Source organism: Salinivibrio sp. AR640 (genome assembly GCF_001995405.1).
Lineage (GTDB): Bacteria > Pseudomonadota > Gammaproteobacteria > Enterobacterales > Vibrionaceae > Salinivibrio > Salinivibrio costicola.
Map to the genome: position 1 here is coordinate 39,725 of NZ_MUFD01000002.1, position 21,747 is coordinate 61,471.

At 48.2% G+C, this 21,747-nt stretch carries 13 protein-coding genes; 9 read left to right on the plus strand and 4 right to left on the minus strand.

What is annotated here, in order from left to right:
* Window positions 1-166: 166 nt before the first annotated feature.
* The 3 genes from BZG75_RS01750 to BZG75_RS01760 are packed head-to-tail and all read right to left on the minus strand — an operon-like array spanning window position 167 to window position 5,830.
* Window positions 167-2,803, minus strand: coding sequence for a PqiB family protein (locus BZG75_RS01750; RefSeq protein ID WP_077575987.1), 2,637 nt, complete (start codon window positions 2,801-2,803; stop codon window positions 167-169).
* Window positions 2,766-4,025, minus strand: a complete 1,260-nt coding sequence (locus BZG75_RS01755; RefSeq protein WP_158009948.1) for a paraquat-inducible protein A — start codon at window positions 4,023-4,025, stop codon at window positions 2,766-2,768. The genes BZG75_RS01750 and BZG75_RS01755 overlap by 38 nt, the downstream gene beginning before the upstream one ends.
* A 2-nt stretch (window positions 4,026-4,027) precedes the next feature.
* A complete protein-coding gene (locus tag BZG75_RS01760; RefSeq protein WP_077575988.1) occupies window positions 4,028-5,830 on the minus strand; it encodes an ABC transporter ATP-binding protein in 1,803 nt (600 codons plus the stop codon).
* 76 nt (window positions 5,831-5,906) lie between these two features.
* Here BZG75_RS01760 and BZG75_RS01765 point away from each other — a divergent pair, with 76 nt between their 5' ends.
* From BZG75_RS01765 to BZG75_RS01780, 4 genes are all read left to right on the plus strand, one after another.
* Window positions 5,907-6,365 carry a GAF domain-containing protein gene (locus tag BZG75_RS01765; protein WP_077575989.1) on the plus strand — a complete coding sequence of 153 codons (459 nt, stop codon included), beginning with the start codon at window positions 5,907-5,909 and terminating at the stop codon, window positions 6,363-6,365.
* Window positions 6,366-6,479: 114 nt separating this feature from the next.
* Window positions 6,480-7,136, plus strand: a complete 657-nt coding sequence (gene proQ, locus BZG75_RS01770; RefSeq protein WP_021023230.1) for an RNA chaperone ProQ — start codon at window positions 6,480-6,482, stop codon at window positions 7,134-7,136.
* Window positions 7,137-7,153: 17 nt separating this feature from the next.
* Window positions 7,154-9,181 (plus strand): carboxy terminal-processing peptidase, encoded by a 2,028-nt coding sequence (prc, locus tag BZG75_RS01775; protein WP_077575990.1) that lies wholly within the window; start codon window positions 7,154-7,156, stop codon window positions 9,179-9,181.
* 127 nt (window positions 9,182-9,308) lie between these two features.
* Window positions 9,309-9,965, plus strand: a complete 657-nt coding sequence (locus BZG75_RS01780; RefSeq protein ID WP_077575991.1) for a hypothetical protein — start codon at window positions 9,309-9,311, stop codon at window positions 9,963-9,965.
* 70 nt (window positions 9,966-10,035) lie between these two features.
* Here the strand turns inward: BZG75_RS01780 and pncB are convergent, their stop codons facing one another.
* Window positions 10,036-11,208, minus strand: coding sequence for a nicotinate phosphoribosyltransferase (gene pncB / locus BZG75_RS01785; protein WP_077575992.1), 1,173 nt, complete (start codon window positions 11,206-11,208; stop codon window positions 10,036-10,038).
* A 363-nt stretch (window positions 11,209-11,571) separates the two neighbouring features.
* Between pncB and pepN the strand changes: the two genes are divergently transcribed.
* The 5 genes from pepN (at window position 11,572) to BZG75_RS01810 (ending at window position 21,307) form a co-directional block, all read left to right on the plus strand.
* Window positions 11,572-14,181, plus strand: a complete 2,610-nt coding sequence (gene pepN / locus BZG75_RS01790) for an aminopeptidase N (protein WP_077575993.1) — start codon at window positions 11,572-11,574, stop codon at window positions 14,179-14,181.
* A 107-nt stretch (window positions 14,182-14,288) separates the two neighbouring features.
* Window positions 14,289-14,507 carry a DUF2835 domain-containing protein gene (locus tag BZG75_RS01795; protein ID WP_021023225.1) on the plus strand — a complete coding sequence of 73 codons (219 nt, stop codon included), beginning with the start codon at window positions 14,289-14,291 and terminating at the stop codon, window positions 14,505-14,507.
* Window positions 14,508-14,712: 205 nt separating this feature from the next.
* Complete coding sequence (locus tag BZG75_RS01800) at window positions 14,713-19,533, plus strand: NAD-glutamate dehydrogenase (protein WP_077575994.1); 4,821 nt, start codon at window positions 14,713-14,715, stop codon at window positions 19,531-19,533.
* A gap of 66 nt (window positions 19,534-19,599) precedes the next feature.
* A complete protein-coding gene (gene pyrD / locus BZG75_RS01805) occupies window positions 19,600-20,613 on the plus strand; it encodes a quinone-dependent dihydroorotate dehydrogenase (protein WP_077575995.1) in 1,014 nt (337 codons plus the stop codon).
* 139 nt (window positions 20,614-20,752) lie between these two features.
* Window positions 20,753-21,307, plus strand: coding sequence for a cell division protein ZapC (locus tag BZG75_RS01810; RefSeq protein WP_021023222.1), 555 nt, complete (start codon window positions 20,753-20,755; stop codon window positions 21,305-21,307).
* The last annotated feature ends 440 nt before the right edge of the window (window positions 21,308-21,747 follow it).

Here is a 21,747-nt window from a genome sequence, read left to right on the forward strand (position 1 = left end):
CCTGTTCCGGGCTTAGGGAAAAGGCTCATTGGAGCCCGATGCCAATTTAACTTTGTTTCCTATAGTGTAGTCTATCATTAGTGGTTTTCCAGCGCGTGAAGAAAATAATGCGGGCGTGGAAATGAAGATAAAAGGGTATCGCGACAGACGCGCGATACCCTGGGGATCATGGCTTGGGAATCGTTGTCCGCCACGCTTTCCATGCGGTTTTCCCTTCATCATGGAGTAAAAAATGCTGTTGATCCTGAGCGATAGGCTGAAGCGGCTTGTCCTCAGGGGTTGAGAAAGCAATCCCGCCTTTTAGCAAACTATCAATGGTACCGCTTTTTAAATCGGCACCGGTTAATCCTATCGAGACATCCACGCCTGATTGATTCCAAAATACAGAGTTCTCGCGTACTAAATAGGCATAGTCGGGAGCAATGTGTAACTCGAATAAAACGCGATCAGCGAGTTCACCCAGTGTTACTTTAGCGACAGTGCCTACTTCTATTTCTCGATACAACACAGGCGTACCTCGGGTCACTGAATGGCGCGCATCGCTTTCTAATATCAAAGTGAGTCCTTGCGGATACTTTGGCGTCTCATGCAGGACAAACTGCTGGGAAAACTCACCTTGGCCGGGCTCGACGGAGATATAAGTTCCAAATAAGGAGTCTAAGTTTTCTGTCTTGGTCAGACTTAGTACGGGTTGCGTCAACCAAAAGTAACTTCCTTGACGCGCCAATGCGCGTTTATATTTCGGGTAGAGCCTTGCGTGCATACGCACCTTCTCCTGACTGAAATCTGGCGACATGTCGATCACTTCACCCACATCGACGCCTTGATAGCGAATCGCACTGCCTACTTTTACCCCATTGGCTTGGTCGACTGTCAGCATAATATCAACACCATATTGGGCTGCGTCTTGTTTGGAAGGGTAGAGCTTCCACTCTCCGTTGCGTTGATTACTGATCCCCGGCATGTCGCCAAACGCGATGCCGCCATTGAGTAGCGAGCGGACCGAGCCTGTATTAATTTCAACGCCACGTAAATTGGCTTTGATATCCAGTCCGGATTGGTTCCAAAACACTGTATTGCGATGAATTAAGTGCTTGTAGCGGTTATTGACAGCGATGGCGATGGTGACGCTCTGACCGTTTAATTGGTAACCCTCCACTTGACCGACAATAAAGTTACGATACATCACGGGGCTACCTTCACTGATACTGGGTAAGCGGTCAGCGACAAGCGTAAAGCGCGTTTGGCCTTGTGCGCTTTGGTTGGCATGTTTTGCTTGAATGGATGACGTGTAAAGCGGATAGGTATCGTTGGCGCCTTTCGCCCCCTCGCTGGTGAAGCTAAGCGCCGGATCGGCAATTTGTTCCATTGCAGGCACAACCACGTCGAGCCCTTTACCCGTTAGCTCACCAGTAATGCCGCCAAGGATGAAAAATTGCGATGCTTGTTTTACGAGGTGACGATATTGCGGGTCGATCACCACATCTATCGTAACATTGTCACTTTCATTGAAGCCGATATGGTCAATAAAGCCGACCTCTATGCCGCGGTGTAACACTTTTGTATGTTGAGAGAGCCCATAGGCATCGTCTGCGGTCAGGGTGACGGTTAAGGCATTGTCTTGTTGTTTACGTTGTTGATGGCGGTTGGCAGCGGTGAATAGATGGTCCGATGTAACGGAATCTGCGTCCGCAGAACCTGGCTCAATCGATAAATAATTGCCAAGTACGAGGTTACCGATGTTTTTCAAGCCATCAAAGCCAATTTGTGGTTGCTCGATTTTTATACGCGTGTCTTTGTTCAGTAGCCAGGTCATACTGGGATCGAGTTTGGCGGTGGCGATAGGACCAGGATAATTGTCTGTGATCTCAATACGCGTAATTTCACCCACTTCTAATCCTTGGTAGGTGATCCGTGTGCCTCGGCCCGGCAGACCGTGATCAGCGGGTAAAGAGAGGTTTAATGTTTGCCCCCGCGCGGCATGCGCGAGACTCGAATACAATTGAAATGGCTGATTCGCATCCGAACGAGGGCTGTTATCGGGAGAGTCGAACGCAATGCCTCCCGCAATTAAACTTGCCACGCTATCTAATTCGAGTTCAACGCCAGAAGCATCGATTCGTGTTTTAAGCCCACTGACCGACCAGAAACGTGTCTGCTCTTTTAGTAAGTGTGCGAATTGGGGTTCAATCAACGCCGAGAGCGTCACGCCTTGCGCGTCACTGTCGAGCCGATAGCTATAAACCTCGCCGACTTGAATTTTACGGTAATAAAGGGGAGAGCCGACATTAAGAGAACCCAGGGTCGGTGCTCGCAGTTTCACCGTCGTCCCCGCCTTTTCGGCCATATCTGTCGGTGGCTCGTCGCGTGCGGTAAATGTCAGGCGAGGCTCACCTTTTCCTGGCTGCAAAGCAATGTAGTTACCGGATACTAAGGTTTCTAAGCCACTGATCCCAGTGATGGAGGCGCGAGGCTTGACCAGCCAAAATTCGGTCCCGGAAGTTAAAAGCTGTGTGGCTTCTGGATAGATATTGGCATCGACATAAATACCATCAAGATCGTCAGCCAAGGTAATATTGCGCACCTTGCCGACCTCCAGCCCTTGATAGCGTATAATGGTCCGCCCAGCTTCTAATCCTTGTGCATCACTAAAAAGGATCTGGATCCGTTGCCCGGCTTCATTGATTGACTGAAACACCAACCATGCGGCTAAACCTAGCGCCAGTATAGGGAGTATCCATAGTGGAGACAGGCCATAGGTGGTTTTAATTATCGGTGAGGGTAGGTCTTGTTTGTCGCTCATGATGATCCCATATCAAACGCGTATCAAGAAATTCGGTGGCGAGCATGGTTAATACCACGACAATGCCAAACGCGATGGCGCCCGGCCCGGGGGTAAAGTCCATAATGCGACCACGATCAATTAATGCCACCATAAATGCAATGACGAATAAGTCCATCATTGACCATTTTCCGATCCACTTAACCCCACGATATAGCCACATATGCTGACGAGGTGTAATGGCAGTGCGGCGCCGAAAACTGATTAGTATTAATCCTAGCCCCAAGATCTTGGCCACTGGAACGATGATGCTGGCGGTGAAAATGATCACGGCAATACCAGGCATGCCATTATTGATTAAGCTCGCCACCCCAGAGAAGATGGTGTCTTCAAGCCGAATACCGTTAGAAAATAAAATTGAGATCGGATACACGTTGGCTGGAAACAAAAAAATACTGGCTGTGATCAAACATGCCCATGTCTTTTGCTCACTGCGAATGACACGCCGATAAAGAGGCTGGTGGCAGCGCTGGCACGCGCCTTGGTCTGCGGTCTGTGTTAAGCCACAGTGACCACAACGAATGAGTGTGGACGTGTTATCCGATGGTGTCGCAGCTAAAGAAAATGTATCCCAGTATCTTTGTGTATTCACTCTGACCAGCAGCACAGAGAGCAAGATCTGGATAACCGCGTAACAGGCGAGGCCGATGGAGAAATGCAGGGAGGCATAGTCTTGAATTTTAAAACAAGCGATGGCCAAACTGACCATCAAAACATCCGCCATGACCCAATGACGACTATGGTCAACTACCTTGACCGCAAGACGAAAGCACCGAATCGCTTGACGTCGTCGTGCAAGGTGTAAAGTGAGTAAAGCGCTGGTAAAGATAAGTGGCCCTAGAGAGGCACAAATCACCACGAGCGCAGCCACAAAAGGAAAGTCGGACCAAAGGCGCGCAGCACCAGTCAATAAGGAGACGTTGATCGTTGAGCCTAATAAATCTATCGATAGCAAAGGTTGGAGATGGGCTGGCAAGAAAAGGATAAGTATCGTCAAGGTTAACGCGATTTCACTATTAAATGATAAGCGTCGACCCTGTGCGAGTTTGGTCGCGCAGCGTGGGCAAATGGCAAGATGGTCATAACCCGTTTGACAGCCTTGTAGCACCCGGTCACAACCCGGGCACCTTATCTGACTTGGATAAGATACCGATAGGGTGTTGTCTGGTGGTTGCCTTCTCACGATTATTTCCCTGCTACCTGTTGGAGTTGTCCATATAAGGTTTGATAAACACCGGGTGCATTCACCAGTTCGGTGTGTGTCCCTTGTTGACTGACCTGACCTTCATCGAGCACATAAATCAGATCGGCTTCTTTAACCGCTGACAGCCGATGCGCAACAATCAGTGTCGTACGACCGGCTAAAAAGGTTTGCATTGCTTGATGCAGTGCGCGTTCAGTGGCGGTATCGAGTGCCGACGTGGCTTCATCTAAAATCACCAGTTTAGGGTCGCCGAGCAGCATACGCGCAATTGCAACACGCTGGCGCTGACCGCCTGATAAGCGCACCCCTTGGCGTCCCAGTGGGGTCTCTAAGCCTTGAGTCAGCTGATTCACGACGTCGCCCAGCTGTGCGCGCTCCAACGCTTGCCAGAGCGTCGCATCATCAAACTCACGCCCCAGACTTAAATTATTTCTTAAGGTATCATTAAACAGTATGGGCTGTTGCAATACCACGGCAATTTGATGACGAAGCGCATCCATATTGATGGCATGAATGGAATGGCCATTAAAGCGAATATCACCCTGTTCTACAGGGTAGAGCCCTAACAACAGCTGAATGAGGGTTGATTTGCCGCCCCCACTTGCGCCGACGAGGGCCACGCGTTGTCCGGCCGGGATTTGCATGGTGAGACCATCGAGAATCGCTTTGTCATCATCATACGCAAAGTGAAGATTATCTATCTCAACATCGATTGCTTGCGGGTTACCCCTCCCTGACATGAGCTCGCCTGGATCGATCCCTTCTGGACGCCGAGTTTCTTCGGGTAATTGCAAGACCTCGTTAATCCGAGTTATCGCTGCTTTGGCGCTATACCACGCAAACTGTATCCCGAGTAGCTCTTGAACTGGCCCGAGCATAAACCATAGATAGCCAAACACGGCAAACATCAAGCCGATAGAAAGATCACTAAAAAAGACCATGCCCATCGCGACTGCGCGAAAGAGTTCAAAGCCGACTAAAAACATTAAGAACGAAAGACGACCCGCCGCCTCAGATTGCCACGCGTATTTATCGGCGCTCACTTTAATATCATTGGCACTGTCATCAAGTTGCTTTAAATAGGTCCTCTCTCGGTTAGCGGCGCGAAGTTGATATAATCCGTCTAGAGTATCGACCAGTCGCTGTTGGAACTGTTCAAAGGCTCGGTTTTCGCGCGTTTTAAGGTGTTTTACGCGTTGGCCGAGGGCACGACTCAGCGCCACCACAATGGGATTAATCAATAAGATAAACAAGCCTAATCGCCAGTCAATCCAAAGCAAAACCACCGCTGTCCCGGTGACAGTGAGGATCCCGATAATAAATTTACTCAGCGTGGTCCCGATAAACTTATCGATGGTTTCCACATCGGTGACAAGGTGAGAAGTCAGCCCGCCACTGCCACGAAGTTCGTACTCTCGCATGCTGATACGGCCGAGTTTTGCAATCAGGTGCTGACGGATTTTATAGGTGATGGCTTTACCCACCAGCGTAAATTGGCGACCTTGTAAGATGTTCAACCCTTGGCTGATAGTGCGCATCAATACCACGATCACTAAGACGGCAGCGATATAGTACGCAGCCTGTTGCCAGCTTTGTGGCAGTATTGTGTTAAGTACCGACAGCCCCCAATCGGGTTTGTCGAGTAGCACCTCGTCGACCAATAATGGCATCAATAGCGGAATCGGCACACTGATGAGCGTGGCAGCAATGGCGACCACGTTTGCCCAGATTAGCCGCGTTCGATGAGGTCGTGCTTGGTCAAGAAGCCAGCGCCAAGTGATCATAAATCAAGATACTCAATTGAAATGTCTTTAGATTCTTTCTATTGTAATGGTCTTGTTGATTGAGATGCAGTGATTTATGGAAAACAAAGCGGATTTTTATCGTTTGTTAACGCAACAAGCGGTGGCTTTATGTGAAGGTGAGCCTAACCTTATCGCTAAGCTTGCTAATGTGAGCGCCTTGCTAAATAGCCAACTTGACGATATCAACTGGGTGGGATTTTATCTTGATGACGGTGACGAGTTAGTGCTTGGACCATTTCAAGGCCAACCCGCGTGTGTTCGTATTCCTTTTGATAAAGGTGTATGCGGTGCGGCTTATCGACAAGATATTGTCATGCGAGTTGAAGATGTCCATGCTTTTGAAGGACATATCGCCTGTGATGCCGCCAGTAACGCTGAAATTGTTCTGCCAGTGCACGTCAACGGACAACGGCATGCGGTACTCGATATTGATAGTCCAAGTATCGGTCGATTTGACCAAGAAGATGAGCATGGACTGGCTACCTTGGTCAAAGAAATGCAAAAACACTTATGATTTCGCCAATCTTGGTAGTTTTTTAATATCAGGTATCTATAATACGCACCACTTTCATACTTAAATACACGTAGATACGCTGCTGCAGTTTGCTGCAGCAGGCCAGGAAAAAACATGGAAAATACTGAAAAGCTCGCGAACAGCAAAGAAGTCATTGCCTATATTGCTGAACGTTTCCCTAAATGTTTTACTGTTGAAGGCGAAGCCAAGCCATTAAAAATTGGTATTTTTCAAGATCTTGCGACTCGTCTAGACGGCGACCCCAAGGTAAGCAAAACCCAATTGCGCGCCGCGCTTCGTCAGTACACGTCTTCCTGGCGTTATCTGCACAGCGTGAAACCCGGTGCGTCACGCGTCGATTTAGATGGCAATGCGTGCGGCGAGTTAGAGCAAGAGCATATTGATCATGCGGCTCAGGCTCTAGCAGAAAGCAAAGCACGGGCCGCTGAGCGTCGTAAGCAACAACAGGCGAAAAAAGCGGAGTCTCAGGCGAAAAACGGTGAAAAAGCGCCAGCCAAAGGCAAAAAAGCGGCAGCGCAATCGGCAAAAGGCCGTACAAGTAAACCAAAGCCCGCTAAAATGACTAAGAAAGAGAGTGAGCCACGTCGCGAACTCAGCGCCAACGACGTTGTCGTAGGCAAAGACGTAAATGTGAACATGGGCAATGGTAATTTACCTGCGACCATTGTTGAAATTAATAAGGATGAGGTGCGGGTTCGCCTAACTAACGGATTAACCATGTTAGTAAAAGCGGAGCACCTCAGCGCTTAAAGGAGACTCCTCGACGCATGTTTTGTCGACGCCGCGTTTCGGCGATTGCTGCCAGCCTCATGCTGGCAGCATCTGCCCAGGCCGTAGAGGCCGATTTTCAACTCAGTGAGTTACCTTCACTCTCTGCAGAACCTCAACACGAAACCGCTTCTAAGCGGGTAACCTCTCGTTTTACCCGATCGCACTACAAGCAGTTTACGCTCGATGACGCGTTCTCAGCGGCTATTTTTAAACGCTACCTTGAAACGCTCGACTACAACCGTGTCTTTTTGACTCAGGATGATGTCGACACGCTATCGCGTTGGGAAGATCGTTTAGATGACCAATTAAAGGCGGGTGAAACAGAAGCCGCGTATGCGATTTATAACCGGGTTCTCAAAAAGCGCTTTGAACGCTATCAGTACGCTTTAAAAGTACTCGATAAACCGTTTGATTTTTCCGCAGATGAGAGCATGGTACTGGATCGTACTGAGCGACCATGGGCGGCAAATCAAGCGGAGCTTGATGCGATTTGGGACAAGCGAGTCAAAAATGACGCATTGAACTTACGCCTCACGGGGAAAGAGGATGATGCGATCCGCGACACCCTAGGGAAACGGTATAACAGTGCGTTAAAACGCCTCACACAAAGCCATAGTGAAGATGTGTTTCAAGTCTACATGAACGCCTTCGCCCGTGAGGTTGATCCGCATACGAGCTACTTATCTCCCCGTAATGCCGAACAATTTCAATCGGAAATGAACCTATCTCTTGAAGGAATTGGTGCCGTTTTACAGGTCAAAAACGAATATACCGTCATTCGTTCTCTGGTTGCTGGTGGCCCTGCGTCCAAGTCAAAACAGTTGTCACCAGGTGACCGCATTATTGGTGTTGGCCAGGAAGACGAATCGGTTGTCGACGTTATTGGCTGGCGTCTGGATGACGTGGTGGAACTGATCAAAGGCCCGAAAGGGAGCGAGGTTCAACTCAAAATTCTTCCTGAAGGCGCTAATGCTAAAAGTTACAACGTTACGTTAACCCGCGATAAAATTCGTCTTGAAGATCGTGCGGTGAAGTCGGAAGTGATCGCGCGCGGCGAAGATAAAATTGGTGTACTCACGGTACCGGGGTTTTATGTCGGCTTAGCCGATGATACCAAAAAAGAATTGGCAAACTTACAAGAGAAAGATGTCAGTGGCATCGTTGTCGATTTACGTAATAACGGTGGCGGGGCGCTGAGTGAAGCAACGGCGCTCAGTGGTTTGTTCATCGACAAAGGCCCGATTGTGCAAGTAAGAGACAGCTACGGTCGAGTGAAAGTCAACGCCGACAGTGATGGCAAAAGCTATTACGATGGCCCAATGACCGTGCTGATAAATCGCTATAGTGCCTCTGCGTCGGAAATTTTTGCCGCTGCCATGCAGGATTATGATCGAGCGGTAGTGATTGGCGAACAATCGTTTGGTAAAGGAACAGTGCAACAGCATCGTTCGCTCAACCATATTTACGATTTGTTCGATAACCCACTGGGTTACGTGCAATATACAATCCAAAAGTTTTATCGCATCAGTGGCGGCAGTACCCAAAATAAAGGTGTCGTACCTGACATTGCGTTTCCATCGCCTGTATCGCCTGATGAAACCGGTGAAAGTATGGAAGACAATGCATTGCCTTGGGATCGTATTGAAAAAGCGGATTATCAGGCACAGTCTTTGCCTGAATCAGTGATTGATACCCTCGCGCAACGTCATCAAGCAAGGATTGCTGACGATCGAGAGTTCGGTTTTATTCGTCAAGATATCGCGCGCTATCAAAAAGAAAAGGACGACAATACCTTGTCTTTAAATGAGAAAGTACGACGTCAAGAGATGGATGACGAAGATGCAGACCGCTTAGCGCGTTTAAATGCACGTCAAGAAGCCATGGGTGAGCCTCGCTTCAAGTCACTCGATGATGTACCTAAAGAGTATGAAGAGCCCGATGCCTACCTAGACGAAGCCGCCAGTATTACGCGAGATCTAGTTAATCTCACGACATCGCGTAACGAGTCATCTCTTAACGAATAGTGAGCCCGAAAAAGACACGACTGTGATCACGATAAGCCTGGGTCATCCGACCTGGGCTTTTTTTCACTCAAAATGAGAACTAGGTCTAATCTTAGTAATAAGGCATCACCATCAGTAGGGGGAAGGTATGCGTTATTTCTACGGGATCACACTTGCCATGTTTATGGCATGGCCAGTGCATAGCGAGGATTTAGGGCGCTTTGACGTGCCTTTGCTGCTGGGGCAATGGTACTGGTTTAGTGAAGCAAGCGAAACATCAACCCTCCATCCTTATAAAGCAATTAATATCTCCTTTAACTCCCACTATGAATTTCGTATCGATATGTTACGTCGTAACGGAAAGCTGGAAACAGCGGCCGGCCAATATAGCGTTACTCAGCAAACACTGAGGCTTTATGATGAGAATGGCACGGATCAGGTACATGCTTATCAATTGAATCATCACCAGTTGCAATTACAGGGGGCTATCTTTACGAAGTTGCTTCCAGACAACCTGAGTGGTTTGTGGCGTTCAAACAGTATTGAAGGTGATGATGTTAGCGAAGACGTAGACGGTGTGTCGCTAAAGTTGCGCCCAGACTTTTTGTTTGCGATGCAAGTAAGAGGCGATAGTGGCCGTTCAGTGACCCATCGAGGCGTCTATTTGGTCGAGGGGGATCACTTAATGTTGATTTACAAAGAAGGGCGTCACTCGTCGCAATACCAACTGGCCGCTGATACTTTGCGATTAACCAATGATGTATTTGGTATGGAAGCGGTATTACAACGGCAACGCCAAGAATAGCAGCGCCAAGAATCGTTTAGCCCGTAAAAGTTGGTTATCGTCATGGCATTTTACGGGCCCAATCCGTGATTCACGGCGACAAATTAAATGCGGCCTTTAGCGCCGATAAATGCGCCTCGTCCTTACAAATCGCCTTGTTCGGTTCATCCGATATTTTGGCTACGGGTTTGCCTTGGCAGCTGGTCAGCTTGATCACCACATTTAGTGTTTTCACATTGGGTAGATCACAAGTCAGTTGTGTGCCAATCCCAAACGACGTACTCGCCTTACCCGCAAAGTGTTGATAAATATGAATGGCTTTAGCCAGTGTCAAGCTATCTGAAAAAACGAGTGTTTTATCTTTAGGATCGATATGGTGGTGGCGATAGTGCGCAATGGCTTTTTCGCCCCAGATGATGGGATCGCCGCTGTCGTGACGTAAGCCACTGAATGCCTGAGATAGAGACGCATCAAGATCGCGCAAAAAGGCATCCATATTGATACAGTCGGTAAGGGCGACCCCAAGACTATTCGGATACTCGCGTAGCCATACATTAAGCGCGAGCTGTTGAGAATCTGCTAGATCGCCCGCCAGTTGTTGGTGGGCTTGAAACCACTCATGCGCTTGTGTGCCAACCGGAGGAAGCCCTAGCTGCTTTGCTAACCAGCAATTCGAGGTCCCCTTTAGCGGTGGATAAACGGCGTGTAAACGCGTGACGATAGCCTGATGGACATCGCGCGAAAAACGACGGCGTGTACCAAAATCAACCAGATGAAAGTCATCCGAGTAGCCATCGGCCGGTAAGTGTGCCAGTTTGTCGTCAAGGCGTGCTAAGGCATCCGCGACTCCCAATTCTGGATAGCAAGCGCGATTGCGTAGCTCACAGATAATCGCAAGCAGTGGCACTTCCCACAGAATAACGTCACACCATGGCCCATTGATATGCACAGCAAGTTGTCCCTCTTCAATGGACACCGTCACCTGTTGAGGGTTGAGCTGGAAGTGCGAAAGGTAGACGAGAAAATCGGCCTGATACAAATCTAACGAGGCGAGATAATCAATCTCGTCCGCTTGGAAACGGAGTGTCCCCATGTGGTGAATATGGTCGATAAGCTGTTCGCGCAGATAGGCAAGGTTTTCATCACTGCGGCAATAAAAGTCCGCACTGACATGAACGTCAGGGTAATGATGAAAGACAGCCTGCTGCATATTTAGTTTATAAGCATCAGTATCCAAAAGCGATGTGATGATCGGATTGTGCATGCGTGAGGAACGCCTTACGGGTTGCAAAACGAAATTGGCTTCATAGTACCGTAATTTTCAAAAAATTTAACCGTCGTCACATTATATTTCCGCATGGATTGGCAGGCTTCGTTGACATTTTGTTGCGCTTTTAACCACTACCGTTTGTTTTTAGTACAGCGACGTGTCTTTGTCTGTCTCCCATTGAGCGGGCGTTAATCCTTTGTCGCCATCGCGTTAAATGTAAACGCAAACATTTGATAACAAACTGTTAAACCTATAGTCATCTTTGCTCAGCCGCGGTATGGTATGGCATGCACATCGTCCTAAAGGCGAATGAATACAATTCGTTGGCTGAGGTACACCCGATAAAAAGGAAATAACATGTCTCAACAACCTACCGCCAAATACCGTGATGACTACCGCGCACCGGACTTTACTATCACGGATATCAATCTTGAGTTCGATCTTGATCCGAATAAGACCCTGGTGACAGCAGTCAGTCAGGTAAAACGTCTTAATGAACGCGCGACGGATCTCGTACTCGATGGTGATGATCTGACTCTGGTGCGCCTGGATATTAATGGTGACACCTGGACGGCATACAGCGAAGAAGCGGGTAAATTGATTATTCGCGATGTCCCCGCCGCCTTTACTTTAACCATTCAAACCCAGCTAGATCCGGAGAATAACTCTGCGTTAGAAGGGTTATACATTTCTGGCGGTGCGTACTGTACCCAGTGTGAAGCAGAAGGCTTCCGTCGTATCACCTACTACTTAGACCGTCCTGATGTACTGGCGCGATTTACCACCAAAGTGATTGCGGATAAAGCGACGTACCCTTATTTGCTTAGTAACGGTAATAAAATGGCGGCGGGTGATCTTGATGACGGCCGTCACTGGGTTGAATGGCACGATCCCCATGCTAAACCAAGCTATCTATTCGCCTTGGTGGGCGGTGATTTTGATGTCTTGCGAGACACGTTTGAAACGCGCTCAGGGCGCAATGTCGCGTTAGAAATATTCGTCGATAAAGGCAATTTAGATCGTGCCGACCACGCCATGGTGTCACTGAAAAACGCCATGAAGTGGGACGAAGAGCGATTTGACTTAGAATACGATCTCGATATCTACATGATTGTTGCCGTCGACTTTTTCAATATGGGCGCGATGGAGAACAAAGGCCTAAATATCTTTAACTCCAAGTATGTGCTTGCCAATGCAGAGACGGCAACCGATACCGATTACCTGGGTATTGAAGCGGTGATTGGCCACGAATACTTCCACAATTGGACAGGCAACCGTGTTACCTGTCGGGATTGGTTTCAACTTAGCCTCAAAGAAGGGTTAACGGTTTTCCGTGATCAAGAGTTCTCCTCTGATTTGGGGTCGCGCTCCGTCAACCGCATCAGCAATGCACGCATCGTGCGTGGCCCGCAATTTGCTGAAGATGCAAGCCCTATGTCTCATCCAATCCGCCCTGAAAAGGTGATTGAGATGAATAACTTCTACACCCTAACTGTGTACGAAAAGGGTAGTGAAGTCATTCGTATGATGCACACCATTCTCGGTGAATCTGCTTTCCAAAAAGGGATGAAGCTGTATTTTGAACGCCATGATGGTACCGCATCGACCTGTGATGATTTCGTCCAAGCGATGGAAGAGGCATCAGGCATTGATCTTACCCAGTTCCGTCTGTGGTATAGCCAGTCAGGTACACCGGTGCTGACCGTTTCATCCACCTATGATGCGGCTACCAAGCAACTGGCGCTGCATGTGGCACAGCACACGCCGGCGACGGCTGATCAGCAAGAAAAGCAGCCGCTGTATATTCCGCTCGATATCGAAATGTACCGTCAAGATGGCAGTGTGATTGAGTTACAGCGTCACGGAGAGTCGGTTTCTAACGTATTGGCGGTCACACAAGCAGAGCAAACCTATCTGTTTGATCATATCGATGAGCAACCGGTCCTATCGCTACTACGCGAATTCTCAGCACCGGTTAAACTCGAATATGATTATCAGGACGATGAGTTGGCGTTCTTATTGCAGCACGCTCGGAATGACTTTGCGCGCTGGGATGCGGGCCAAAGCTTACTGGCTAAGCATATCAAAGCGAATGTAGCGCGTGTGCAAGATGACCAACCGATCGATGTGCCCTTATCCGTGGTTGATGCCTTCCGTGGTGTATTGCTGAGTGACAATACCGATCCTGCCTTGATTGCTGAAGTGCTCAATTTACCTTCAGAGACAGAGGTAGCAGGTTGGTTTGAAACGGTCGACGTGGACGCTATTCACCAAGTGATGGCAGCGTTTAAACAGCAGTTTGCTGATCATATGGTGGATGAGCTTGCTGCTGTGTATCGTCAGTATGCACAAACGGATTATCAAATCACACACAAAGCGATGGGTGAGCGTGCCTTGCGTAATGCCTGTTTGAGTTACTTGGCCCATACAGAAAATGGCAATGGCTATGTTGAGCAGCATTATCAAGAAGCGCACAATATGACAGATACCATGGCAGCCCTGAGCGCAGCAAACAGTGCACAATTGCCTTGCCGAGAGCCGCTGATGAAAGGCTTCAGTGATCAGTGGCAGCATGATGGGTTGGTGATGGATAAATGGTTTATGCTGCAAGGCGCCAATCCAGCCGACAATGCGTTAGAGCAAGTAAAAGCGCAAATGTCGCACCCAGCATTTACGTTGAAAAACCCTAACCGTATACGGAGTTTAATTGGCGCATTTTGTAATCGTAACCCGGCACGTTTTCATGCTAAAGATGGTGCAGGGTATCGATTCTTAAAAGAGATCTTGGTGACGTTAAACCAGTCTAACCCGCAAGTGGCGTCGCGCTTGATTGATCCGCTATTGAAACTGGCGTACTACGACTCAGCGCGTCAACAGCAAATGCGTAATGTACTGCAAGAGCTCGCCGATATGGATAACTTGGCGAACGATTTGTATGAAAAAGTGGAAAAAACACTTGAGCAGTAACCAATAAGTTGGGATAAAATCAAGACGTACGACAAGTGAACCTCAAAAGCCGCCTGGTTGGGCGGCTTTTTAACGAATAAACTTATGAGCGGATTAAAAAGTGAAACATGGAGTACTTTTTTAGCGTCTATATTGCCTATTCTGAGTATCAGCATTACTACAGTGGTGCAGCAGCGAATGTGGTTGTGACTACGGACCAAGGGCTGCGCTTACAAATCCCGGCGTCTCGCTTTCGACCTTTTCTTTCACAGCTTGGCATTAGGGGGCGTTTTAAACTGACGACGGACGCGCACCACCGCTTTCAATCGTTAATGCGCGTTGCTTAATAGGCGTTGGTTAAAGCCTCATCCAATCTCTAATTAAATAGCCACACCAGTCACATTCTCGCGAAAATCGCGTAAATCCAGCCGTTTATCTATAACGTTTTTGCTATTCAAGCCTTACACTAGACAGTGCGTTTGTTAACGCAATGTTTACCTCTGATGACGACTCACAATGATAATGTTCTAAAAAGGACAACGGAGTGCCAGAATGACCTCGCGTGACCCTATAGTACCAGTGTTACTTGAGAAGGTTTATCAACTCATCGCTGATAAACTCGATGATCCTCAACAACCACTTGTCGATGCGTTAGCCAAAAGGATATTGGGTCAAGTATCTGATGACGATTTGCAGGAACGCAATGAGTCAGATCTTTATGGTGCAGTAATGAGCTTATGGCACCATCTCAACACGTTTGAACAAGATAAAGTCTTTGTTAAAGTTTTTAACCCAAGCCTGAGCGGAAATGGATGGCAATCAACCCACACGATTGTTGAAATCCTCGCTCCAGATGCCCCCTTCCTTGTCGATTCTGTGCGTATGGCCCTTAATCGCTTAGGTATCACAACGCACTTGATGCTGAATAGCCCGATCAAAGCGCGCAAGAATGAGCAGGGAGATGTGGTCGGCATTGGCAGTGAGGACGGCCAATTCCAAAGCACGTTCCATATTGAAATCGACAAGATGTCAGATGACTCAGAGATGGCAGCACTTGAATCTGAGCTCTCTGAAACCTTGACCGATGTCGTAATGGTGGTGAACGACTGGAAGCCAATGCGCGCGCAAATGCTTGAGCTATTAGCATCATTAAAAGAGACCCAATTACCGATTGATGATGAGCGCCGCCAAGAAGCCGTCGAGTTCCTAAGTTGGATCACGGACAATAACTTTACTTTTATGGGCTACAAGTGCTTTGACCTGGTTCCGGTTGAAGGCGATTACGAGCTTCGCGCAAGCAGTGACTGTGACGCACTAGGTTTAGCTAAAAAGCACAAATCTCCCCAGGCTCTGCGTTTATCCGAAATGCCTGAGTCAGCCCGAGCAGAAGCGCTGAAAAAAGAGCTGTTAGTGCTTACCAAAAGTAATGCGAAATCTCGGGTTCACCGCCCGGCTTATGTCGATTATATCGGGATCAAAAAGTTTGATAGCAACGGTAATGTGATCGGCGAGCACCGGTTTACTGGGCTCTATGCATCGTCTGCTTATAACCAGTCGACCGCTAGCATTCCGGTGCTGCGTAATAAAGTACGCCGTATCCTTGATAACAGCGGTTTTTATCGCGAATCACACGCGTGGAAAGCGCTGGCTAATATCCTAGAAAACTACCCGCGTGATGAACTGTTCCAAGCGACAGAAGACGAAATGCGCAATGTGGGAATGGGCGTGGTACAAATGCAAGACCGCGACATGCTCCGTGTATTTGTGCGTCGTGATCCGTTTGGTCGTTTTTTCTCGTGCATGGTGTATATCACCCGAGAGCGCTATAACACCGAGTTCCGTCGTCAAACCCAGCGTATTTTTCAGCAATACTTTGGATCAGATCAGACGGTTGAATTTACCACTTTTTTCTCGGAAAGCCCGCTGGCGCGGACGCATTATATTGTCCGAGTGGAAAATAATAACTTCGATATTGATGTGAAAAAAATCGAACAAAACCTCACAGAGGCAGCGTCATCGTGGGATGATCGTTTACAAGAAGCCGTGATTGCTAATTTTGGTGAAAATCGTGGTACACCGATCGCGAAACGGTATTTGCGTGCGTTTCCGCGTTCTTACAAAGAAGCGATGTTACCAGGATCAGCAGTGGCGGATATTGAGCGCCTAGAAGGGCTCAGTGATGACAATAAACTCGATATGTTGCTCTACAGGCCGCAAGAAGTTAGCCATCAATCTAATGCCATTAGCCTAAAGCTTTTCCAAAAGGGGGAGCCGATCCATTTATCGGATGTGATGCCGATGCTAGAAAATCTAGGGCTGCGTGTGATCGGCGAATCGCCTTATGAGGTTGAAACCAGCCAGGGGGATGTGTATTGGATTCTCGACTTCTCTATGTTGCACAGTGCGGGAGCAGCGTTTGATCTTGGTAATGCGCGCGATCGTTTCCAACATGCATTTGCCGACATTTGGCATGGCCGCTTGGATAATGACGGTTTTAACCGCTTGGTATTAAACGCGGGGTTATCCGGACGAGAAGTCACGATTCTACGCGCCTATGCTCGGTATATGCGCCAGATTGGCTTTCCTTTCAGTCAGGCGTATATCGAGGATACATTAGCTTCGCACCCGCATCTTGCTGGGTTCTTGGTCAGGTTGTTTAGTCGACGCTTTGACCCTGCGGGTAAGCAAAACAAGCGAGAACGAGATGCGATTATTCACGAGATTGAAGAGGCACTCGACAATGTTGAAAGTTTGGATGATGACCGTATTATTCGTCGATACATGGAAATCATGCTCGCGACCATGCGCACAAACTTTTTCCAGAAAGATCCGGACAATGGCCAAGACAAACCCTATCTATCGCTAAAACTGCAAGCATCGGATATTCCGGATATGCCTAAGCCGGTTCCCGCGTTTGAGATCTTTGTTTACTCCCCCGATGTAGAAGGGGTGCACTTACGCGGTGGTAAAGTCGCGCGTGGTGGACTTCGTTGGTCCGATCGCCAAGAAGACTTCCGTACCGAAGTATTAGGCTTGGTGAAAGCGCAGCAGGTCAAAAACACCGTGATTGTGCCAGTCGGGGCGAAAGGGGGCTTTGTCTGCAAGCGTCAACATCAGTTAACTGAGCGGGATGCGATCATTGCTGAGGGTAAGCGATGCTATCGAATCTTTATCCAAGGGTTACTTGATATTACCGATAACATTGTCGAAGGCACCTTGACGCCGCCTGACCATGTGATCCGTCATGACGACGATGACGCCTATTTAGTCGTCGCGGCAGATAAGGGAACGGCAACTTTCTCTGATTTAGCGAACAGTGTCTCAGCGCAATATAACTTTTGGCTGGGAGATGCTTTTGCGTCCGGTGGCTCGAATGGGTATGACCACAAAAAAATGGGGATTACGGCCGCAGGTGCTTGGGAATCGGTAAAACGCCACTTCCGTGAAATTGATATTAACTGTCAAACCACGGACTTTACCTGTGTCGGCATTGGCGATATGGGCGGCGATGTGTTTGGTAATGGCATGCTGCTTTCCAAGCATATTCGCTTAGTCGCAGCGTTTAACCACATGCATATCTTTATTGATCCCGATCCAGATGCCGCGAAAAGCTGGGAAGAGCGCCAACGTCTCTTCAATTTGCCGCGGTCAACTTGGGAAGACTACGATACTCAGTTGATAGCCAAAGGTGGGGGGGTGTTTTCTCGCCGTGCGAAATCAATCACCTTAACGCCGGAGATACAAAAGCTGCTCGGCACCCGTAAGCAGACGATGGCGCCCAACGATCTGATTAAACAGATCGTAAAAGCCAAGGTTGATCTGCTTTGGAATGGCGGTATCGGCACCTATGTTAAGTCATCGAGCGAAACCCATACCTCGGTAGGTGACCGTGCTAATGATGGTTTGCGTGTCAACGGCAATGAAGTGGGTGCTCGTATCATTGGTGAGGGCGGTAACCTTGGCATGACCCAATTAGGGCGAATTGAGTATGCGCTTAACGGCGGTCGAGTGAATACCGACTTTATTGATAATGTCGGTGGTGTCGATTGCTCGGATAACGAGGTCAACATCAAGATCCTGCTTAATGGACTGGTGGCAGCCGGTGATCTGACCATGAAAAAGCGCAATGAGTTGCTGGAGCGAATGGAAGACGAAGTGTCTGACATCGTGCTCGAGGATGCTTATAGTCAAAGTGAGTCGATCTCTGTCACCCATAACCAGCAGGCCGCTTTGTTAAAAGAGCAGATTCGGTTTATTCACTATTTAGAGAAAGAGGGTAAGCTCGATCGGGCGCTTGAATATCTGCCAGACGATGAAACCTTGTCTGAACGTAACTTGCGTGGCACCGGTTTAACGCGCCCAGAAATTGCTGTATTGGTTGCCTACGGCAAAATGGTTCTCAAAGAGCAGCTGGTTGTTGATGATGTCACGCAAGATGCTCACTTCGGACAGCTACTCCCTAGTTACTTCCCTAAAGAGTTACAACGTCACTATAGAGGCGAGATGGAATCTCATCCACTGCGTGGTGAGATCATTGCCACCGCACTGGCGAATCAAATGTCGAATGACATGGGTTTTAACTTTGTGACCCGCATGCAAGATGAGACCGGCGCCAGTGTGAGTGATATTGCTAAGTCTTATGCCATTGCCAGAGAGGTGTTTGGTTTTGAGCAGCTATTTGATGATGTGCGCGAGCTCGATAATCATGTGAGCGCCAAAGTGCAGTATGACATCATATTCCGCTGTCGCCGAATGTTACGCCGTGCAACCCGTTGGATGTTACGTAACAAACGCAAAGGAGAGAGTATTGAGGCTCAAGTTGGCTTTTATCGTCCCGCATTGCAAAACTTGGTGGATCACCTCGATCAGTATTTGGTTGAGGGTGAGATCACCGAGCATGATCAACAAGCGGAGGCATTGATAAAAGCGGGTGTACCTGATGCGCTTGCGAACAAGGTTTGTCGCCTGACGAGCGTGTTCTCGGGATTAGATCTTGCCCAAGTGTCAGAACAACTCGACAAGCCATTCGAGCTAGTGGCGCGCTTGTACTATGTACTGGGTGATCGTTTATCACTGCACTGGTTCTTGAAGCAAATCAATAACCAGCCGGTTGATAACCACTGGCAAGCGCTTGCCCGCGCCTCGTTCCGTGAAGATCTTGACTGGCAACAGCGCTTATTGACCGCTCGCATCGTTTCAGAGATGGATTCACAACACGATGCCGAGACAGGGTTAACGCAGTGGATGGATGATCATGCTGTAATCCTGAGCCGTTGGCAAAGCATTGTCGATGAGTTCAAAGTCGGTTCTATGCATGAGTTTGCCAAGTTCTCTGTCGCGCTGCGTGAATTGTCGTTACTAAATTTAAATTGAATTAGTGCGCCAATAACGCAATAATCTAGCCCCGTTTATAACGGGGCTTTTTTATTAGGAGGGATAATGCTATACCGCCTCGCCAGACCGGCTATCTTTCAGTTAGATCCAGAAAAAGCACACGACTTAACCATCAAAACGCTTTCCCGTTTCCATCACACACCGCTTCGCTTTTTATACTCTCAGCATCTTCCTCCTCGCCCAGTGACTGTCATGGGACTGCATTTTACCAATCCAGTAGGCTTAGCCGCAGGGTTAGATAAAAATGGTGAGTGTATAGAAGCGTTTGGCGCCATGGGGTTTGGCTTTGTGGAAGTGGGGACGGTTACCCCACGCGCCCAACCAGGTAATGATAAACCGCGCCTCTTTCGCCTTAAAGCGGCGGAAGGAATTATTAACCGAATGGGCTTCAACAATCATGGTGTTGAGGCCCTGATTGAAAACGTGAAACAGGCGAAAAATTTTACGGGTGTGCTCGGTATTAATATAGGCAAAAATAAAGATACGCCCATTGAGCAGGGCACCGATGACTACATTGCCTGCATGCAAAAAGTGTATCCGTATGCTGATTATATTGCGGTTAACATTTCCTCACCGAACACTCCCGGATTACGAACTTTGCAATATGGCAACATATTTGACGAGTTGCTCAGTGCGTTAAAAAAGGAACAAGGTCAATTAGCCGAAACACACGGCAAATATGTCCCCCTTGCAGTGAAGATTGCACCTGATTTAAGTTGTGATGAGATCCAACACGTCGCTGATAGTTTGGTTCGCCATAACATTGATGGCGTGATTGCGACCAATACGACGTTAGAGCGTTCGCTGGTGGATGGGATGCCGCACTACCGTGAAGCTGGTGGATTAAGTGGCCGGCCGGTACAGTTGAAAAGTACGGAAGTGATTCGTCAACTTCATCGCGCACTCAATGGAGCAATGCCGATCATTGGCGTTGGCGGTATTGACTCAGTGACAGCGGCACGTGAAAAGTTGGAGGCTGGAGCTGATTTAGTGCAACTCTATTCAGGACTTATTTATCAAGGTCCAGGCTTAGTGAAGCAAATCGTTCGTCATATTTAATTTAAAAAATAAAGTCTTAAGGCGAAAAGGGGGAGGGTTTCTTCCCCTTTTTTTTTGCCCTCAACCCATTACACTTCAGTCAATGGCAGTCGTGATATCGCCAGACCCCCAGTTTTTAAGTCTTCGCGGGAGCTGAAGTATGTTAAAACCTAACAATGCATGGAGATGGTATTTCGATGATGCATCGACATCACTGATGCTCGATTTGGGTGATGACATGGTTTTTCGCGTGGCTATCAATGCCAAACATCTCATCCCTGATGCGTTCTCGACATCCCCATTTTCAGTTGAGGACGCATCGCTTTTTCAGTATCTGACAGATCCTCTGTCATTACTGTCACTGTCCGGGCCGCGCCGGGCAGAGCTCGCTTTGAACGCAGTGGCAGCCCATCGCTTCCACAAACCTGTGCTACCCAAAAGTTGGTTTTTTGAGACGCAACAAGAAACGATCGCCGCACCCGAGTGGGGGCAGATTGTCGAACTCACGAGCCAAACCGGGGACAGGGCGCCATTTATTATTATAGAAAACGCCGGTTCAGCCTCGCTATGCATGCTCGCTCGCGAAGCCGATTTTGAACTGAGCGCAAATAAAACCATGGCGTTTTGTGGTGCGATTAAAGTAATGAACGACCGGCTATCGCAATCTAAACACCAAACTAATAGCCAAAAAGGTCGCTTTGCGTTAGTGGGCTGAGTGGCTTTCACTCAGCTCACGTTTTCTTTTATCCAACCTTTCCCCTAGATTTGACGTCACTATTCCCGCTTCTTTTTGCGCGATTAATGTTTCTGATACCAAACAGGTGCGTCTAAAACCTGTGATCTCTCTTCACGTTTGAGCAAAAAACGTGCACCAATAATGTCTAAAATTGGGTATTTTCGTCGCGTTTTTATCCGCTTTAACGGTAAATCTTTACCGCTTTTTCCTGTTTTACAGCAATAATCCTTTCCTTAATCGCTTCCTGGTATATACCAGTTTTTAGAGGCTAACCTAATTCCTAGCGGGAAATAATCGAATTCTGCACACCTATCAACCCGCCATAACTCGCCTCTCAAGGCAAAGTGAATGCTTACACGTTATATTTTCTAACACTTCATGCTAGACGTGGCGCGCCTTGATTAGGTCGTGTTTCCACC